Origin of the sequence: Planomicrobium soli, assembly GCF_003014655.1 — a bacterium.
Classification (GTDB): domain Bacteria; phylum Bacillota; class Bacilli; order Bacillales_A; family Planococcaceae; genus Planococcus; species Planococcus soli_B.
In genome coordinates this window covers 40,356-55,636 of the sequence record NZ_PYAT01000009.1, presented here as the reverse complement: position 1 = coordinate 55,636, position 15,281 = coordinate 40,356, and the positions used below count along the sequence as shown (strand labels likewise).

Annotated in this window: 18 protein-coding genes; 11 read left to right on the top strand and 7 right to left on the bottom strand. The window is 41.8% G+C overall.

The window, feature by feature from the left end; translation table 11 throughout:
- Nucleotides 1–9: 9 nt before the first annotated feature.
- The 6 genes from B0H99_RS12305 to B0H99_RS12280 all read left to right on the top strand — a co-directional run bounded on the left by B0H99_RS12305 (nt 10) and on the right by B0H99_RS12280 (nt 5,722).
- A complete protein-coding gene (locus B0H99_RS12305; RefSeq protein ID WP_106533979.1) occupies nt 10–1,512 on the top strand; it encodes a sugar ABC transporter ATP-binding protein in 1,503 nt (500 codons plus the stop codon).
- Nucleotides 1,493–2,437 carry an ABC transporter permease subunit gene (locus tag B0H99_RS12300; protein ID WP_106533978.1) on the top strand — a complete coding sequence of 315 codons (945 nt, stop codon included), beginning with the start codon at nt 1,493–1,495 and terminating at the stop codon, nt 2,435–2,437. Before B0H99_RS12305 ends, B0H99_RS12300 begins: the two co-directional genes overlap by 20 nt.
- 13 nt (nt 2,438–2,450) lie before the next feature.
- The gene (gene rbsB / locus B0H99_RS12295) at nt 2,451–3,377 is read left to right on the top strand and encodes a ribose ABC transporter substrate-binding protein RbsB (RefSeq protein ID WP_106533977.1); all 927 of its coding nucleotides are present in this window, start codon (nt 2,451–2,453) and stop codon (nt 3,375–3,377) included.
- 133 nt (nt 3,378–3,510) lie between these two features.
- Complete coding sequence (locus B0H99_RS12290) at nt 3,511–3,780, top strand: hypothetical protein (protein WP_106533976.1); 270 nt, start codon at nt 3,511–3,513, stop codon at nt 3,778–3,780.
- A 169-nt stretch (nt 3,781–3,949) separates the two neighbouring features.
- A complete protein-coding gene (locus B0H99_RS12285; RefSeq protein WP_106533975.1) occupies nt 3,950–4,915 on the top strand; it encodes a dipeptidase in 966 nt (321 codons plus the stop codon).
- A gap of 27 nt (nt 4,916–4,942) precedes the next feature.
- Nucleotides 4,943–5,722, top strand: coding sequence for a class I SAM-dependent methyltransferase (locus B0H99_RS12280; protein WP_181313662.1), 780 nt, complete (start codon nt 4,943–4,945; stop codon nt 5,720–5,722).
- Nucleotides 5,723–5,771: 49 nt separating this feature from the next.
- Here the strand turns inward: B0H99_RS12280 and B0H99_RS12275 are convergent, their stop codons facing one another.
- From B0H99_RS12275 to B0H99_RS12260, 4 genes are all read right to left on the bottom strand, one after another.
- On the bottom strand, nt 5,772–6,614 hold the full coding sequence (locus B0H99_RS12275; RefSeq protein WP_106533973.1) for a YihY/virulence factor BrkB family protein: 843 nt from the start codon (nt 6,612–6,614) through the stop codon (nt 5,772–5,774).
- A gap of 117 nt (nt 6,615–6,731) precedes the next feature.
- The gene (locus B0H99_RS12270; protein WP_106533972.1) at nt 6,732–7,091 is read right to left on the bottom strand and encodes a YolD-like family protein; all 360 of its coding nucleotides are present in this window, start codon (nt 7,089–7,091) and stop codon (nt 6,732–6,734) included.
- 106 nt (nt 7,092–7,197) lie between these two features.
- Nucleotides 7,198–8,511, bottom strand: a complete 1,314-nt coding sequence (locus B0H99_RS12265) for a hemolysin family protein (RefSeq protein WP_245894526.1) — start codon at nt 8,509–8,511, stop codon at nt 7,198–7,200.
- Nucleotides 8,512–8,795: 284 nt separating this feature from the next.
- A complete protein-coding gene (locus tag B0H99_RS12260) occupies nt 8,796–9,425 on the bottom strand; it encodes an HD domain-containing protein (RefSeq protein ID WP_106533970.1) in 630 nt (209 codons plus the stop codon).
- A 125-nt stretch (nt 9,426–9,550) separates the two neighbouring features.
- Between B0H99_RS12260 and B0H99_RS12255 the strand changes: the two genes are divergently transcribed.
- Nucleotides 9,551–10,024 carry a metal-dependent hydrolase gene (locus tag B0H99_RS12255; protein ID WP_106533969.1) on the top strand — a complete coding sequence of 158 codons (474 nt, stop codon included), beginning with the start codon at nt 9,551–9,553 and terminating at the stop codon, nt 10,022–10,024.
- Nucleotides 10,025–10,125: 101 nt separating this feature from the next.
- Here B0H99_RS12255 and B0H99_RS12250 read toward each other — a convergent pair whose 3' ends face one another.
- Complete coding sequence (locus tag B0H99_RS12250; RefSeq protein ID WP_106533968.1) at nt 10,126–10,566, bottom strand: hypothetical protein; 441 nt, start codon at nt 10,564–10,566, stop codon at nt 10,126–10,128.
- A gap of 176 nt (nt 10,567–10,742) precedes the next feature.
- Between B0H99_RS12250 and B0H99_RS12245 the strand changes: the two genes are divergently transcribed.
- Both B0H99_RS12245 and B0H99_RS12240 read left to right on the top strand, forming a co-directional pair.
- Complete coding sequence (locus B0H99_RS12245; protein ID WP_106533967.1) at nt 10,743–11,438, top strand: aspartate/glutamate racemase family protein; 696 nt, start codon at nt 10,743–10,745, stop codon at nt 11,436–11,438.
- A 47-nt stretch (nt 11,439–11,485) separates the two neighbouring features.
- Nucleotides 11,486–12,163 (top strand): SOS response-associated peptidase, encoded by a 678-nt coding sequence (locus B0H99_RS12240; RefSeq protein ID WP_106533966.1) that lies wholly within the window; start codon nt 11,486–11,488, stop codon nt 12,161–12,163.
- Nucleotides 12,164–12,321: 158 nt separating this feature from the next.
- Here B0H99_RS12240 and B0H99_RS12235 read toward each other — a convergent pair whose 3' ends face one another.
- Together B0H99_RS12235 and B0H99_RS12230 are read right to left on the bottom strand one after the other, a co-directional pair.
- On the bottom strand, nt 12,322–13,347 hold the full coding sequence (locus B0H99_RS12235; protein ID WP_106533965.1) for a DUF4097 family beta strand repeat-containing protein: 1,026 nt from the start codon (nt 13,345–13,347) through the stop codon (nt 12,322–12,324).
- On the bottom strand, nt 13,340–13,663 hold the full coding sequence (locus tag B0H99_RS12230; RefSeq protein WP_106533964.1) for a PadR family transcriptional regulator: 324 nt from the start codon (nt 13,661–13,663) through the stop codon (nt 13,340–13,342). The genes B0H99_RS12235 and B0H99_RS12230 overlap by 8 nt, the downstream gene beginning before the upstream one ends.
- A gap of 185 nt (nt 13,664–13,848) precedes the next feature.
- Between B0H99_RS12230 and B0H99_RS12225 the strand changes: the two genes are divergently transcribed.
- Nucleotides 13,849–14,295 (top strand): GNAT family N-acetyltransferase, encoded by a 447-nt coding sequence (locus tag B0H99_RS12225; protein ID WP_106533963.1) that lies wholly within the window; start codon nt 13,849–13,851, stop codon nt 14,293–14,295.
- Between the two features lie 116 nt (nt 14,296–14,411).
- On the top strand, nt 14,412–14,861 hold the full coding sequence (locus B0H99_RS12220; protein WP_106533962.1) for an Lrp/AsnC family transcriptional regulator: 450 nt from the start codon (nt 14,412–14,414) through the stop codon (nt 14,859–14,861).
- The last annotated feature ends 420 nt before the right edge of the window (nt 14,862–15,281 follow it).

Genomic DNA, 15,281 nt, shown 5'->3' with positions numbered 1-15,281 from the left:
TGAATCGAAGTGATCAAAATGACCGGCATATCTAAATCATTCAGCAGCAATCAGGTATTGAAAAACGTTCAGTTTTCACTGGGAAAAGGTGAGATTCATGCATTAATGGGTGAAAATGGCGCTGGCAAATCGACTTTAATGAAAATAATGGCCGGTATTTACTCCCGTGATTCCGGGACAGTTGAAGTAAAGGGAGAACCGGTGGAATTTACTTCTCCGAAACAAGCAGAGGAAGCGGGTATTTCAGTTATCCACCAAGAGCTGAATATCCTGCCTTACCTCTCTATTGCGGAAAACTTGTTTCTGGGAAGAGAGGAAACGTTTGGTCGGACTGGAATATTAAAAACAAAAGAGATGGAAAAGAAAACACAAAAGATATTAGCGGATCTTGGATTGGATATCGATCCGGCATCTCCTGCGAGCACTCTTTCAGTTGGCAAGCAGCAAATTGTAGAAATTGCGAAAGCGCTATCAGTAGATGCTGAAGTAATTATCATGGACGAACCGACCGCAGCATTAACGGATCGCGAAATTGATACTTTGTTTGCGACAATTCGGCAATTGCAAAAACAGGGCGTATCATTTATATACATCTCTCATCGTATGGAAGAAATTTTTTCGTTATGCGATCGTATTACAATTTTAAGAGATGGCGAATATGTTGGCGAACGAAAAATCAGTGAAACATCTTTTGAGGAAATTGTACAGATGATGGTTGGCCGGGAATTAGGCGAGCGCTTCCCTGAACGTAAGTCTGCTATTGGAGAAGTAAAGCTGGCAGTAAAAGGCCTTAGCCGGAAAGATTGCTTTGAAAATGTATCGTTTGAGCTTCGCAAGGGAGAAATTTTGTCTATCGCAGGCTTGATGGGCGCTGGGCGTACGGAAGTTGTTCAATCGTTGTTTGGCTATAAAAAATTGGATGGGGGAACCATCGAATTCGATGGCCTTCCGATTAAAATTGATAGTCCTAAAAAAGCGAAAGAAATTGGCATCGGCTACGTGACTGAAGATCGGAAATCCGAAGGGTTAATTGTCGATTTTACAGTCGAAGAAAATGTCAGTATGACCAATTTTTCCGCCATTTCCAAAAATGGCCTGATTTCTAAAAAGAAAGAACGCACTCTCTACGATGATATGGTTAAGCGGCTTGGTATTCGGACTTCTGGACCCGAGCAAAGCGCCAAATCATTAAGTGGAGGAAACCAGCAAAAAGTGGTTATTGCGAAATGGCTTGGCATTGAACCCGAATTGTTGATTCTAGATGAGCCGACACGTGGGGTTGACGTCGGGGCGAAAAAAGAGATTTATTCGATTATCAATGAATTGGCAGAACGTGGCGTGGCGATATTGATGATTTCGTCTGAATTGCCTGAAGTGATTGGCATGGCGGACCGTGTATTGGTTATGCACGAGGGGAAAGTGACAGCTGATTTACCAAAAAACGAAATGACACAAGAACGTATTATGCATTTTGCCACAGGAGGCGGAAATATTGCAGTTAAAGAAAAGTAATCAATCGGTGTTCCAAAAAATCGCACCATTTATTGGCTTGATTGTTATTATCGCGATCATTACCATTTTGAATCCAGGGTTTTTAGCAATAAGCAACTTGATGAACGTTTTGCGCCAAGTGTCAATCAATGCATTGATCGCATTCGGTATGACCTTCGTTATTTTAACAGGGGGCATTGATTTATCGGTAGGTTCTATCCTTGCGCTGACAGGGGCATTGACAGCCGGCATGATGGCGAGCGGTGTTGATCCTATTTTAGCGATGCTTGTCGGATTATTGCTCGGTGCGGTTCTCGGCGCTATCAACGGGATCATCATTGCCAAAGGGAAAGTGGCGCCATTTATCGCGACCCTTGCAACTATGACAATTTATCGGGGCTTGACGTTGGTGTACACGGAAGGCCGCCCGGTTTCTGGGTTAGGCGATAGCGTGCCATTCCAAATGCTTGGAAAAGGTTATTTGTTTGGAATTCCAGTGCCAGTTGTAACAATGCTGATCAGTTTCGGCATTTTGTATTTCATTTTAAAGAAAACTACATTTGGCCGTAGAGTCTATGCAGTAGGCGGAAATGAAGAAGCATCTATTCTTTCAGGCATCAACACAACCCGGATTAAAATTTACGTTTATTCACTTGTAGGATTATTATCGGCGTTGGCTGCGATTATTTTAACTTCACGTTTGAACTCTGCACAACCTACTGCTGGTCAAATGTTCGAGCTTGATGCTATTGCAGCTGTTGTCTTAGGTGGTACAAGCTTAACCGGCGGACGCGGATGGATTGTCGGAACATTAATCGGTGCATTGATCATTGGCGTATTAAATAATGGATTGAATTTAATTGGGGTTTCTTCCTTCTTCCAGCAAGTGGTGAAGGGTGCAGTCATATTGTTAGCAGTTCTTTTAGACCGAAAAAAAACAGCATAAGGGGTGTAGTAAAATGAAGAAAATGAAATTAGTATCAATGTTAATGGCAATGATGACGTTGGCAGCTTGCTCTATGGAAGCTCCTGGCTCAAGTTCCGAAGAGAAAAGTGGAAGCGGCGGGGAAGGATCTGAGGATTACACAATTGGTTTTTCAATTTCAACATTGAATAATCCCTTCTTCGTTACTTTAAATGAAGGAGCAGAAGCGAAGGCGGAAGAACTAGGTGCTACACTTTCAGTAGTAGATGCACAGGACAACGCTTCAAAACAAGCAAGTGACGTAGAAGATTTGATCCAGCAAGGCGTTGATTTGATCATGATCAACCCAGTTGATTCTGAGGCGGTTGCAGCAGCAGTCGAATCAGCAAATTCGGCAAATATTCCTGTAATCACAGTTGACCGCAGTTCTGCAGGCGGCGAGGTTGTTTCTCACATTGCTTCAGATAACGTAGCCGGCGGTGAAATGGCTGGTGAACATTTAGTATCGTTGGTTGGCGAAGGGGCTCTAGTAGCGGAGTTAGAAGGGGTGCCAGGGTCTTCGGCAGCACGCGAACGCGGTGAAGGATTCAACAATGTCGCAGAAGGAAAAGTAGAAGTGGCTGCAAAACAAACAGCTAACTTTAACCGTTCAGAAGGCTTATCGGTTATGGAAAACATCTTGCAAGCAAACCCGGACATCAAAGGTGTATTTGCCCATAATGACGAAATGGCATTGGGCGCTCTTGAAGCAATTGAAGCTTCTGGAAAAGACATCATAGTTGTTGGATTTGATGCGACTGATGATGCGGTAAAAGCGGTAGAAGCTGGTCGTTTAGCAGGGACAGTTGCTCAAAAACCGGCAATGATCGGTGAAACTTCGCTTGAAACAGCTGTCAAAGCTCTTAAAGGTGAAAAAGTGGAAACATCAATTCCAGTAGAATTGGAACTGGTGAAACAATAAGTAGAAAACGCGAAGCACTGTGGAAAACACAGTGCTTTTTTTGCAGGAGGCATTAGAAAGCAGCTAAATCGTGCCGGTATATTAAGTCGGTTCTGCTATACTGTCAGTAAAGAACAGTGCGGGAGGCGACAATATGAAGGACGTTTGGAAGTTGAAGTATGGGTCGCATAGTATACAGATTGAGAATCGTTTAACGGGCAGCCGGCTCTATGTGGATGGTGTGCTGCAAGACGAGTTAGTGGGGATTCATCTTAGTTCCCGGATGTTTGGAAAAGTGAAAAATGATGAAGGCGAAGATGAAGACATCAAAGTGTCAATCGGTTGCAATTTGCTGAAAACAGATTGCCGTGTTTTCATCGGTGAACGGCTGGCTTATTCGACTGATCTGCAATGGGAAATGTAATAGAAGGAGAATGCCGGATGCGGAGTGCATCCGGTATTTTTTATAGTGTGATATTTAAAGGGATAAAATGGCTCTGGTAATTAGTCGGTAAATTCTGTATGTTTAATATATTCGACCTTTGTAAAATCTTAAAGGCGCTATCACAGGATTCTGAAAGAGGAGGGGTCTATTGAAAATCATTGACACGCATTGCGATGCACTGCTGAAACTGCAGCTCACAAATAGAAAGTTCATGTTTCAGGAAAGCCCATTAAAATACATAGATTCTGACAAACTTGATGCCAACTTTCAACGTCTGCAACAAGGCAAGGTGAAAGTACAGTTTTTCGCCATTTTTGTTTATCCGGATATACCGGCTGATGAAAAGTGGCAGCATGCGCTTGAGCAGGTCGATTTGTTCTATACACAAGTGATCGGCAAAAACCCTGTCATGAAACATATCCGGAAATGGGAAGATATCGACGCCTTGAAAGAAGAGGAAATTGGAGCCGTTCTGACGCTTGAGGGAGCGGATGCTTTCGGCAATGATTTGGCAAAGCTTCGACATCTGTACCGCATGGGGGTTCTATCAATCGGATTGACCTGGAATAACGCTAATTTATGCGCTGATGGGGCGGGGGAACCGCGTGGGGGCGGCTTGACGCTGCTAGGCAAAGAAGTGGTCGGTTTGAATAACGAACACCGGATCTTCACTGACGTTTCCCATTTGTCCGAAAAGGGTTTCTGGGATGTGATGGAGCTTGCCGATTACCCGATTGCCAGCCATTCCAATGCACGGGCATTGTGCGACCATCCCCGTAATCTATATGATGGGCAGATCGAGGCGATGATTGCGAAAAACGGCTTGATTGATGTGGTCTTTTGTTTGGATTTTATCAAAAAAGACACATCAAACGTGACGATACCGGATTTGGTCAAACACGTCGACCATATTTGCTCGCTTGGGGGAGTTAAGCATATCGGCATCGGATCGGACTTTGACGGCATCTCCGCTCATATCAAGGAGCTGGAAAACGCCTCAAAATTCCAAAATTTAATCACTGAATTGCAAAAGCATTATACAGAAACGGAAGTAGAAGGCTTTGCTTACCGTAACTTTTTAGAACACCGACCGGGCATCGTGGTTGCCAAATAATCAAAAAGGATGGGAGCGGATAGATTGATGGAAGAGTCAATAAAGGAAAAAGTAAAAGAGGTTTTCGGTAAAAACGCCGATAAATACATAACAAGCGATCTTCATGCAAAGGGGGATGATCTTCCTTTGCTCGCGGAATGGCTGGAGCCCCAAAACACATGGACCGTATTGGACATTGCAACAGGCGGCGGGCATGTGTCAAAAGCGCTTGCTCCTCATGTGAAAAGCGTCTTTTCAACGGATTTGACAGAGAAAATGCTGGAAAACACAGCGAACTTCTTGGATACGCTGTTCGAGAATATATCATACGTAATTGCCGATGCCGAAGCTTTGCCTTTTTTAAAAAATCGATTTGACGCAGTTATTTGCCGAATAGCTCCGCATCATTTTCCAAACCCCGAGAAATTCGTTCAAGAGGCGGCAAGAGTGTTAAAACCCGGCGGCAAATTCATCCTAATCGACAATGTTGCGCCGGAAGATCCCAAACTTGCCGAATTCATGAACAAAACAGAAAAATTGCGTGATAACAGCCATGTCCGCTGTCTGAGCAAACTGGAATGGAGCAGCCTTTTTCGCCAATATGGCCTGGTGGAAACCCAAGTGCTAGACCGGAAGAAAACATTCCAATATCCTGTCTGGGTTGCCCGCACTACCGAAAGCGAAGAGCAGATTGAACAAGTGACCGAGCATTTACTGGCAGCTGACCAGGAAACAGCAAACTATTTTTCATTGAACGTTGAAGGGCATAGCGTTCAAAGTTTCGTTATTGATGAATGGATGGTTATGTGTACAAAAGAAGATGCATAAAAAGAGCCCCTTCTGCGAGCAAGACTCGTTGAAGGGGCTCTGCTATTTATTATTGAACTTTTGCAGGAGAGTTTTTAACGTTTTTCCGTCTGTGACGCAAGGCGTTTATTTCACCGCCGATAACGAGAATCAGCCCAGTAAGGAAGAACCAAAGCATCAATACGATGAGTCCTCCAAGACTGCCATACGTGTTGGAGTAGCTGCTGAAGTTTGATACATAGAATGAAAAACCAAGCGAAACGACTTGCCATAAAACAGTGGCAATAACGGCACCGATGATAACTTCTTTAAATGGAAATTGCTTGTTTGGGGCAAATTTGTACAAGAAAGCAAGCACAACACTCATTACTGCAATGGAAATCACCCAGCGAAGCACTTGGAATAGAATTTCTGTTGATGGCGGCAATCTTAAAAATTGAGTGACCATATCGATGATTGCTCCACCAAAAATTGGCAAGATAAGTGCTACGATAACCGCGACTAACATAAAAAGAGTCAAGACAATCGCTACAAGCTTCAATTTGATGAACGAGCGTGTTTCTTCTACATCATATGCCTGGTTGATAGCTTCAATAAATGCAGTCATGGCATTTGAAGCTGACCAGAGTGTACCGAGAATACCAAAAGTCAACAAACCGCCACGTGGTGTCGTCACCACACTGACAATGGTGTCCTGGAAAGTGGTGGCCATTTCCCCGGGAAGGATTGTGCCGATGAAATCAACTGCCCGCTGTGGATCGATTTGCAAGTAAGGCAGAATGGAAAGCAACAAGATCAATAAAGGCACGATAGCTAATAAATAATAATAGGCCTGTGCTGCAGCAAGCGTTGTGGCGTGATCGTTTTTGATTTCGGCCATAAGGTCTTTCGTCATAGATTGTTGTTTTGCCATATTGTAACCTCCAATGTTTCGTATAGTTATTCTATATATGCCCAAATGGAAGGGAAATTAATCCTTAAAACGCAAAAGCCAGCATGAAGTCTATTTCATGCTGGCTTTTGCTGGTCCTTATTCCAATGTTTTTGCGCCGATAATGTCGGCGAAAGGAATGATTTTTCCCTGGTCCGCTTGTAATAAGCAAAGTGTTTTTTTGTTTGGATTGATGGCGCTAATCCGTCCAGTCATCTTGCGGTTTTCATTTTGCCAGAGGCAAAGTTCGATTTCACATTGCCGCATATAAGCCAAATGGATTTCTTCATGAATAGTTTCTAAATCGAAATCGTCTAAAATTGGCTTATCGTTATAGCGGTCCTCTTTTTTTAGTTCTCTTAACAATTGGACGTGCTCGGTGAGCATCATTGCGGTCCATTTGATTTGGCCTCGGTCTTTGATTTGGCCTTTTACAATCATGTGCTTGTTTCTCTTCATTAGGCGCACCTCCCTTTCAAGAATAAGAACACTTGTTCTTATTCTAAAGAAGGAAAGAGAATGGGTCAACAAAAAAAAGAAGGGCCCAAGTTTTTGGCCCCTTCTTTTATTGTTCAAGCGCTTCTGGCAAGACTTCCATAGCAACTTTCAGAATGTGATGGTTTTCCATTTCAATAATGGACCATCGGTATTTTCCTTTTTCAAACGTACTGCCAAACTCAGCTTCAATGAGCTGATGCTGAATCCAACCGGCAATCGTGTCGATATCATCGCTGTCTTCGAACTCGATGTTAAACCGTTCTTCTAAATCTTTCAAGAGGACACGACCGTTTAAGAGATAACGAGTATCACTTTCTTTTATAATTTCAGCTTCTTCTTCTTCGTCAAATTCATCACGGATTTCACCGACGATTTCTTCCAAAATGTCTTCCATGGTGATAATGCCCGATGTCCCGCCATATTCATCGATGACCAAAGCAATGTGCGTACGGTCTTTTTGCATTTTCACAAGTGCCGTTTGAAGTGGCGTTGTTTCGTGAAAATACGGCAGATCGTGAATGAACTCGGACAAATTGATTTGTCCAGTCAACGCATAATGCGTCAAAATCTCTTTTGCGTTGATAAATCCAATCAAATCGTCCTTATTGCCTTCTTTGGCAATCGGATAGCGCGTAAACTGATGTTCGCGAATTTCAGCAAGCAATTCTTCAGTATTTAAACCGTCCGCAATTGCTATCATCTGAGTACGGGGAACCATAACGTCTTTTGCGCTCCGCTCATCGAAAGCGAAAATGTTTTGCATATAAGACAATTCGGTTTGATTGATTTCACCGCTTTGGAAACTTTGCGCCATGATGATTTTCAATTCGTCTTCGGAATGGGCCTGTTCTTCTTGTGTATTCTGTACACCGAACAGGCGCAAGAAAACACGGGCAGATCCGTTCAACAGGAAGATGAACGGAGACATTATCTTGCCGAACCAATAAAGGGGCGGCGACAAGAACAAAGTCATACGTTCGGCAAACTGAAGAGCCAGTGATTTTGGCGCAAGTTCGCCAAGGACTACGTGCAAGAAAGTCACAAGAGAAAAGGCGAAAATGAACGAGACGATAATTGAAATAGAATCGGGAACTCCGATTGCATGAAACAACGGATGCAGCAACCGTTCAACAGTCGGTTCTCCAAGCCACCCGAGCCCGAGGGCGGTGACGGTAATGCCGAGCTGACAAGCAGACAAGTAATAATCCAAGTCACTGACGACTTTTTTTACCAGTACAGCTTTTTTGTTGCCTTCTTCAATCAGTTGCTCGATGCGCGATATACGGACTTTGACGACGGCAAATTCGGCGCCGACGAAAAACGCAGTTAACGCGATCAATAAAACGAGTAAAGCTAAATTCACTAAAAGTATGGGGTCCAATAAATTCCCTTAAATAAGGGATTCACCTCCGAGAAATTTTATAACACTAAGATTACCATAATTTTAAGGTAAAGTGAAACTGCGGTCAGCGGGAATGTCTTAACCCGCTGGCAGCTAGTTGAACCAATCGGGCTTTTAGGGCCAGTGGCCTCCCGGCGAAAGCGGGAGCCATACTGGGCGTTGAAGCGGGACAAAGTGAAACTGGTGTCAGCAGAAGCCAACCTATATATGCTGGTTACCTAACCGAAATTTCAGGAAAGCAGTCTGTGGTGAAAGAGATGGCTTTATTTGTCCCCTAATACTTGACGTGTGATTTCCTGTACATCGATTGCAGTTTCTTCACTCATCACATCATGTAACATCACATTTTTGAAGTAGTCAACACTTGCTTTCAGTGGAATATTAAGCAATTTCGTCAAGGCGATGCGGTACATTTTGGCGAATTCCGGATCGGAATTTCCGCGTTTCAACTCAGCGAACGACTCGTAAAACTGGTCAAGCTTGTCAGCCAGCTCCAAAAGCCGTCCTTCAACCGTATCGTCTTTTCCTTCTTTCATGCGGTCAAAGAAAACTTCTTGGAACTCCTCAGGGATTTCTGTCAAAATGAACTTTTCCATCATTCCTTCTTCCACTTTTGCAATCATTTCCTTCAATTCAGGAGAAGAATGTTTGACTGGTGTTTTAATATCGCCGATAAAAACTTCAGCAAAATCGTGATTGATGGTTTTTTCATAAAGCGATTTCCAATTGATCGTTTGTCCTGCGCGTTCCTCAATTGTCGCAAACAACATCGCGTACTGGCTCACTTTCCAAGAATGCGCTGCGACATTATGTTCTTCAAACTTAAATCTTCCGGGGGCGCGGATAATCCGCTCCAAATCGTTCAACGATGTAAAAAATGTATGAATTCCCATGAAAACGACTCCTTTTACTAAATATCTCTATCTTCACCATACCCGAAATTAGTATAATTAAATAGAGACTTGAAAGAAAAGTGAAGGCGCCTCACGCCTTTACAAGAAAGCAGAAGGAGAAAAGCATGACAGGAAAAACACATATTGTAGGCGGTATTACAGCAAGCTTGGCCTTCGCACAAATTACAAATTACGATCCATTCATTTTAGTAGGGGCAGGCGTTATTGGGGCCATTTTGCCTGATATTTGCCACGGCGGCAGTAAAATAGGCCGTACACTGCCCATGCTCTCGAAAGTGATCAATACTCTTTTTGGACACCGCACATTCACGCACAGTCTGCTGTTTTTGGTGCTTATGGCTATTTTGATGAATAACTTTGTACAGAATGAAGCATTTACAGCAGGCATATTAGTAGGGATGGCCAGCCATTTACTATTGGATATGGCAACGAAAAATGGCATCAAATTGCTGTTTCCAATTAAAGTTACCGTACGTTTTCCAATTACAGCTACAACTGGGGGATCGGCAGAATATGCTGTATTTGCCGTACTGTCCTTGTTCACGGTGTATTTTGGATATGGTGTTTTTATTTCTTAGACCAAAAGATAAAGACAGCCTAAAGTTTACTTTAGGCTGTCTTTTTTGTGCAGATAAAAATAAAAAGCCATTTGCTTAGCTGCAAATAGCTTCCTTTTTCTTCAGTCCGTTACATTTTTCTTGAAAAAAGAAATGATTTGTTTTTTTGTCGGTTCTTGCAAACGATAGCGAAGTTCTTTGTTTTGCGTATTGACGATATGATATGCCGGATTTTCAGCAACCGTGAACTTCCAGTGCGGCTTTATGTTTTTCTTTGTAATCAAGAGCTCCGGAGGCATCATTTTTTCTTTGAAACTTTCCAGTTTTGCCATTAAAAAGGTATCCATATACCGTACGATCAAGAATCCTTGCTGGCGTTCAGAATCAAATTTAGCCAAATTAAATTCGCTGATATCAAAGCCTTTTTCATACTGCTGAACCGAAGGGGATAACACAAAACAATCTTCATTCGTAAAGACGGTCGAGTTTCCTTGTTGTTTCAGCCCAAGTTCTTCTACCAGAAAATCCTTATTTACCAGACTCATTTCTCGTGCAGTAGCCATGTCATTCCTCCTAATAGAAATCGTTATATCTCTATTATACCACTCTTTTGCAGTTAAAGGGCTGATAAAGGTACCTCCTGAAATCGAGCAGTTTGATCGAATAGATAGGCAGGAGAGAAGAGGGGAAGGGAGAACTACTATTAAGAGCAGAAAAAAGAAAGGCGGTGCTCCACAATATGAAAACAATTGGCCTATTGGGCGGAATGAGCTGGGAGTCTTCAGCTGAGTATTACCGGGTTGTAAACGAAGAAGTCCGTCAGAAATTAGGTGGGCTGCATTCTGCAAAGTGTGTTCTTTTTAGCGTGGATTTTGAAGAAATTGAATATTTGCAGCGGCAAGATAAATGGACAGAAGCCGGACATCTGCTGGCTGAAGCAGGCAGAGCACTTGAAAAAGCGGGTGCAGAACTGATTGTCTTGTGCACTAACACGATGCATAAGGTAATTGAGGAACTTGAGAAGGGCGTTACCGTTCCTGTCATTCATATTGCGAACGCAACAGCGCAAAAGGTTCAGAGTGAAAATTTAGCCACAGTAGGCTTATTGGGAACTAAATATACGATGGAGATGGAATTTTACAAATCACGCCTAATAAAGAATGGGTTAGCTGTTTTAATACCTGAGGAGGCGGACAGGAACCAGATCAATCAAATTATTTTTGAGGAGCTGTGTTTAGGAAGAATCCGTCAGCCTTCAAAAGAATATTATCAAGCGGTCATCAACAAACTGGTCGAAGACGGTGCCGAAGGAATAATTTTGGGCTGTACAGAAATAGGATTGTTGATCAAACCGGAAGATTCGCCAGTTCCTATTTTTGATACGGCAGAGATCCACGCAAAAGCAGCTGTTGAAATTGCGTTGGAAGAAAAGTAAGGGAATTCGGGTATATTAAAGAAAAAACAATCGGAGGGGTGGACAGTATGTGTGGAAGATATTCTTTATTTGCGGACTATTCGGCCATCTTGGAACGCTTTGGCATTGAAGAAATCAGTATAGATGAAAGTGATTATTCTCCAAGTTATAACATTGCTCCGTCACAACAAGTAGTGGCCGTGGTGAATGATGGCACAAAAAACAGGTTGGGGCTTTTAAGGTGGGGGCTTATCCCGCCTTGGACGAAAGACTCGAAAATCGGTTATAAAATGATCAATGCACGTGCTGAAACAGCAGCGGAAAAACCGAGTTTTCGAAATGCATTCAAGAAAAAGCGCTGCTTGATTGTAGCGGACTCTTTCTATGAATGGCGGCGCACGGATGACCAGAAAACCCCTATGCGCATTAAGATGAAGTCGGGGGAACCTTTCGCTTTTGCCGGGCTATGGGAGTCATGGAAATCACCGGAAGGAAAAACCATCAATACCTGTTCTATTTTAACCACAATTCCCAACGATTTAATGGCAACGATTCATGACCGGATGCCGGTAGTGCTGTCAAAAGAGGCGGAAAAAGTTTGGTTGGACCCACGCGTCGAGGATCCAGAAGTTCTCGGCGAACTATTAAAACCCTTTGATGCAAAGGAAATGGAAGCGTACGAAGTGTCGCCAGCAGTCAATTCACCGAAAAACAACGGTCCGGAGTTGATTGAGAAAGTAGGATGATAAAAGCTGGCGATTTTCTGCCAGCTTTTTTGAACGCGACTCGGTCCAATTGATCAATTCACACAATCAAGGCGATCATGACGCTGAAGCAGCATTGAAGAAAGCGAAAAGGTTAATTAAAAAGAACAAAAAACCGCTGAATAGCGGTTTTTAGCTGTTTATACACGTTTCACAGTCAAACTCCCATTGTCGGTTCTCAGTCGAACGTTGTTGCGTCCATCACCAAAAATGAAGCGTTTACCTTTTTCGTTGAAGATATTGGCTTTGCCGTGATCACGGTCTGCTTCAATAGTGACATTGGCAGGATCACTCATTGTTTCGACAACAATACTGCCGTTGTCAGTTTTTAGATCAATATTGCGTTCAATATCGATTGATAGTAAAGTAATGCGTCCGTTATCGGTCTCAGCTTGAATATTTCCGGTAACATTAGTCATCGTAATACTTCCATTATCGGTTTCAAGTTCTACGTCTTTTGTTTGAATATCTTGCAAGTCAATTTTTCCGTTATCCGATTTCGCGGCAATCACATCTGCTTGCACAGTTCGAAGTTCCAACGCGCCGTTATCAGATTCGGCAATCAATCGATTTGCTGTAATCCGGCTAAACTGAATATCGCCATTTTCAGATTTGGCCTTAACTTCTGTGCTTTGGAGTTCGCGTCCCACAATGCGCCCATTATCTGTGTAAAGCTTAATTTGCTCATAAGTTTTGGAGGGCAACTGGATAGTGACAACCGGTGATTTCATATTGGCATTAAAATTGAAGAAACCCCATTTTTTTTCGTTTTTTAAGGCTACGACAAGGGTGCGGTCTAAAATATCAACAGATAATTTTTGCTTGTAATGTTTATCTTCCACATCCACATGTATTTCGTTGTCAGCGGATGGCAGGATAACGAGAGAACCCGAATCGATTTCCGCATCCACTTGATCAAAGTTGCTTTTTGATAGATTCACCGCTTTTGAAGAATTTTCAGGTTGGGAAAAATCGTACGATTCCATCAATTCATCGGCAATGGTTTGGGGAGAACCGAGTTCTGAGGCGATATCCATTTCCGATTTCTCGTCCTGCAGACCATTAATAAAATATTCACTAATATCTTGAAGGATGTCGTTGCGTTCTTCTTCTGGAAGTCTCGCCAAAGCTTGTTCAAGTTCATTCAAAAAATGGTTTTTAGTCATTTTGCACACCCTCTTCAATTAGTTGATTGACTCCTGTAGTAAAGCTTTTCCACTCGGCCAGTTGTTCACGGAGATAAGTTCGGCCAGCTTCTGTTAATTTATAGTACTTGCGCGGCGGTCCTTCGGTTGATTCTTGCAAATATGTTGTAAAATACCCTTCTTTCGTCAATCGGCGCAATAATGGATATACCGATCCTTCTGATATGGCAATCTGATCAGAAATTTTTTGGACTAATTCATAACCATAGCGGTCCTTTTTTTCCAATAAAACGAGGACGCATAAATTAAGAACGCCTTTTTTGAATTGAATATTCATAACAAATCCAATCTCCTTTCTTAGCTAGTATTTAATGAATAGTACTGTTTTATGATTACTATATCATTTAGAACTATAGACCACAATAGAATGGCGAAAAATTTTGACTTTTAATTTAAAATGTAATACTTTGGAAATTGGAGGGTGAAAGAAGCACCAAGATAAAAGAAGTAGGAGGAAGTCCAGTGATTCAGCAACTCAACAATAGACAAGAACAAACAGCACAAGCTATGTGGGCCATTCAAATTCCTGCTTACAAAATAGAGGCTGAGCTGATTGATTTTAAAGAGATTCCGCCATTGAAGGAAACAGTTGAAGATATCCAAAATAGCGATGAAACGTTTATTGGTTTTTTTGATGAGGAACTGAAAGGATTTATTTCGTACAAAAAAGAGGGGGAGCTTGTTGATATTCATCGGCTTGTCATAAATCCTCAGTCTTTTCGCCAAGGGATTGCTACCCAACTGATCGCTTTTCTAATATCAGAATTTCCTAATCATAAATTTATCGTAAATACTGGTAAAGCCAATATTCCTGCAAAAAAACTTTACATTTCTTTAGGTTTTAATGAGCATAAAGATTTTGAAGTTGCACCTGGAATTTGGTGTACAGAACTTCTATTGAATAATTAAAAAGTTCTAAAAATTCTACTGGAATTTCCGAAACGGAAAAAAATATAATATTTTTCTTTCAAAACGGAAGAAGAAGTCATATAATCGATACAAGACTATGGTTTAGAGGTGCTTTTATGAAACTAGATGATATTGATAAAAAAATTCTCGAACTATTAACGGTCAATGGACGCTGCTCATATGTAGATATTGGAAAAGAATTGAATCTGTCTCGGGTAGCTGTTCGGGAAAGGGTTCATAACTTATCGGAAGAAGGAGTTATTGAAAAGTTTACTGTCGTGATCAACAGTGAAAAAGTTGGAAAGAAAGTTTCTGGATTTTTTGAAGTGGATTGTGAGCCTTCTTCGCTTGTAGAAGTGGCACAAGCACTGGCTGATAATCCAAGCGTGGCTAGCTGTTATCAAATGACGGGACCATCTACTTTGCACATGCATGTTCTAGTGGATGACTTTATTGATTTAGAGAAATTTATCAACGAAGAACTGTATGCACTAGAAGGAATCACGCGTGTCGAAAGTCATATTCTGCTTCGGCGATTTAAAAGCAGAAATGGCCTTAAACTTTAAAAGCTTGCAGCAAATTTATGCTGCAAGCTTTTTTATTTTAAGAAAAGTAGAGCTCATATGAAATACAAGTATCTATAGGTTAGAATAAACAGCTGGCTGAAAGTCGTTTCTTCTGGTTCAGCCTAACGCTTAAGGACGTTTTATTTGTAATATGTTCTAATGCTTTATCCTAGTGAACCTTGGCAGTGTTTATATACTTAATAGGAAAGCAAACAATAGCTAAAAGAAAAGAATAAGATAAAGCCTGCAGCATTTACATATGTTGCAGGCTCTTCTTGTTTCTTTACAGAATGTTATAAGGCTGATTGCTGTGTAAATTGACGAAAAATGAAATAAGAATAGTTAAATTAGACAAAAAGTAAGAAATCGGATTAGTTCCTTATCGAATTGTAAATTAAAATACGGAATTTGATACTTTTT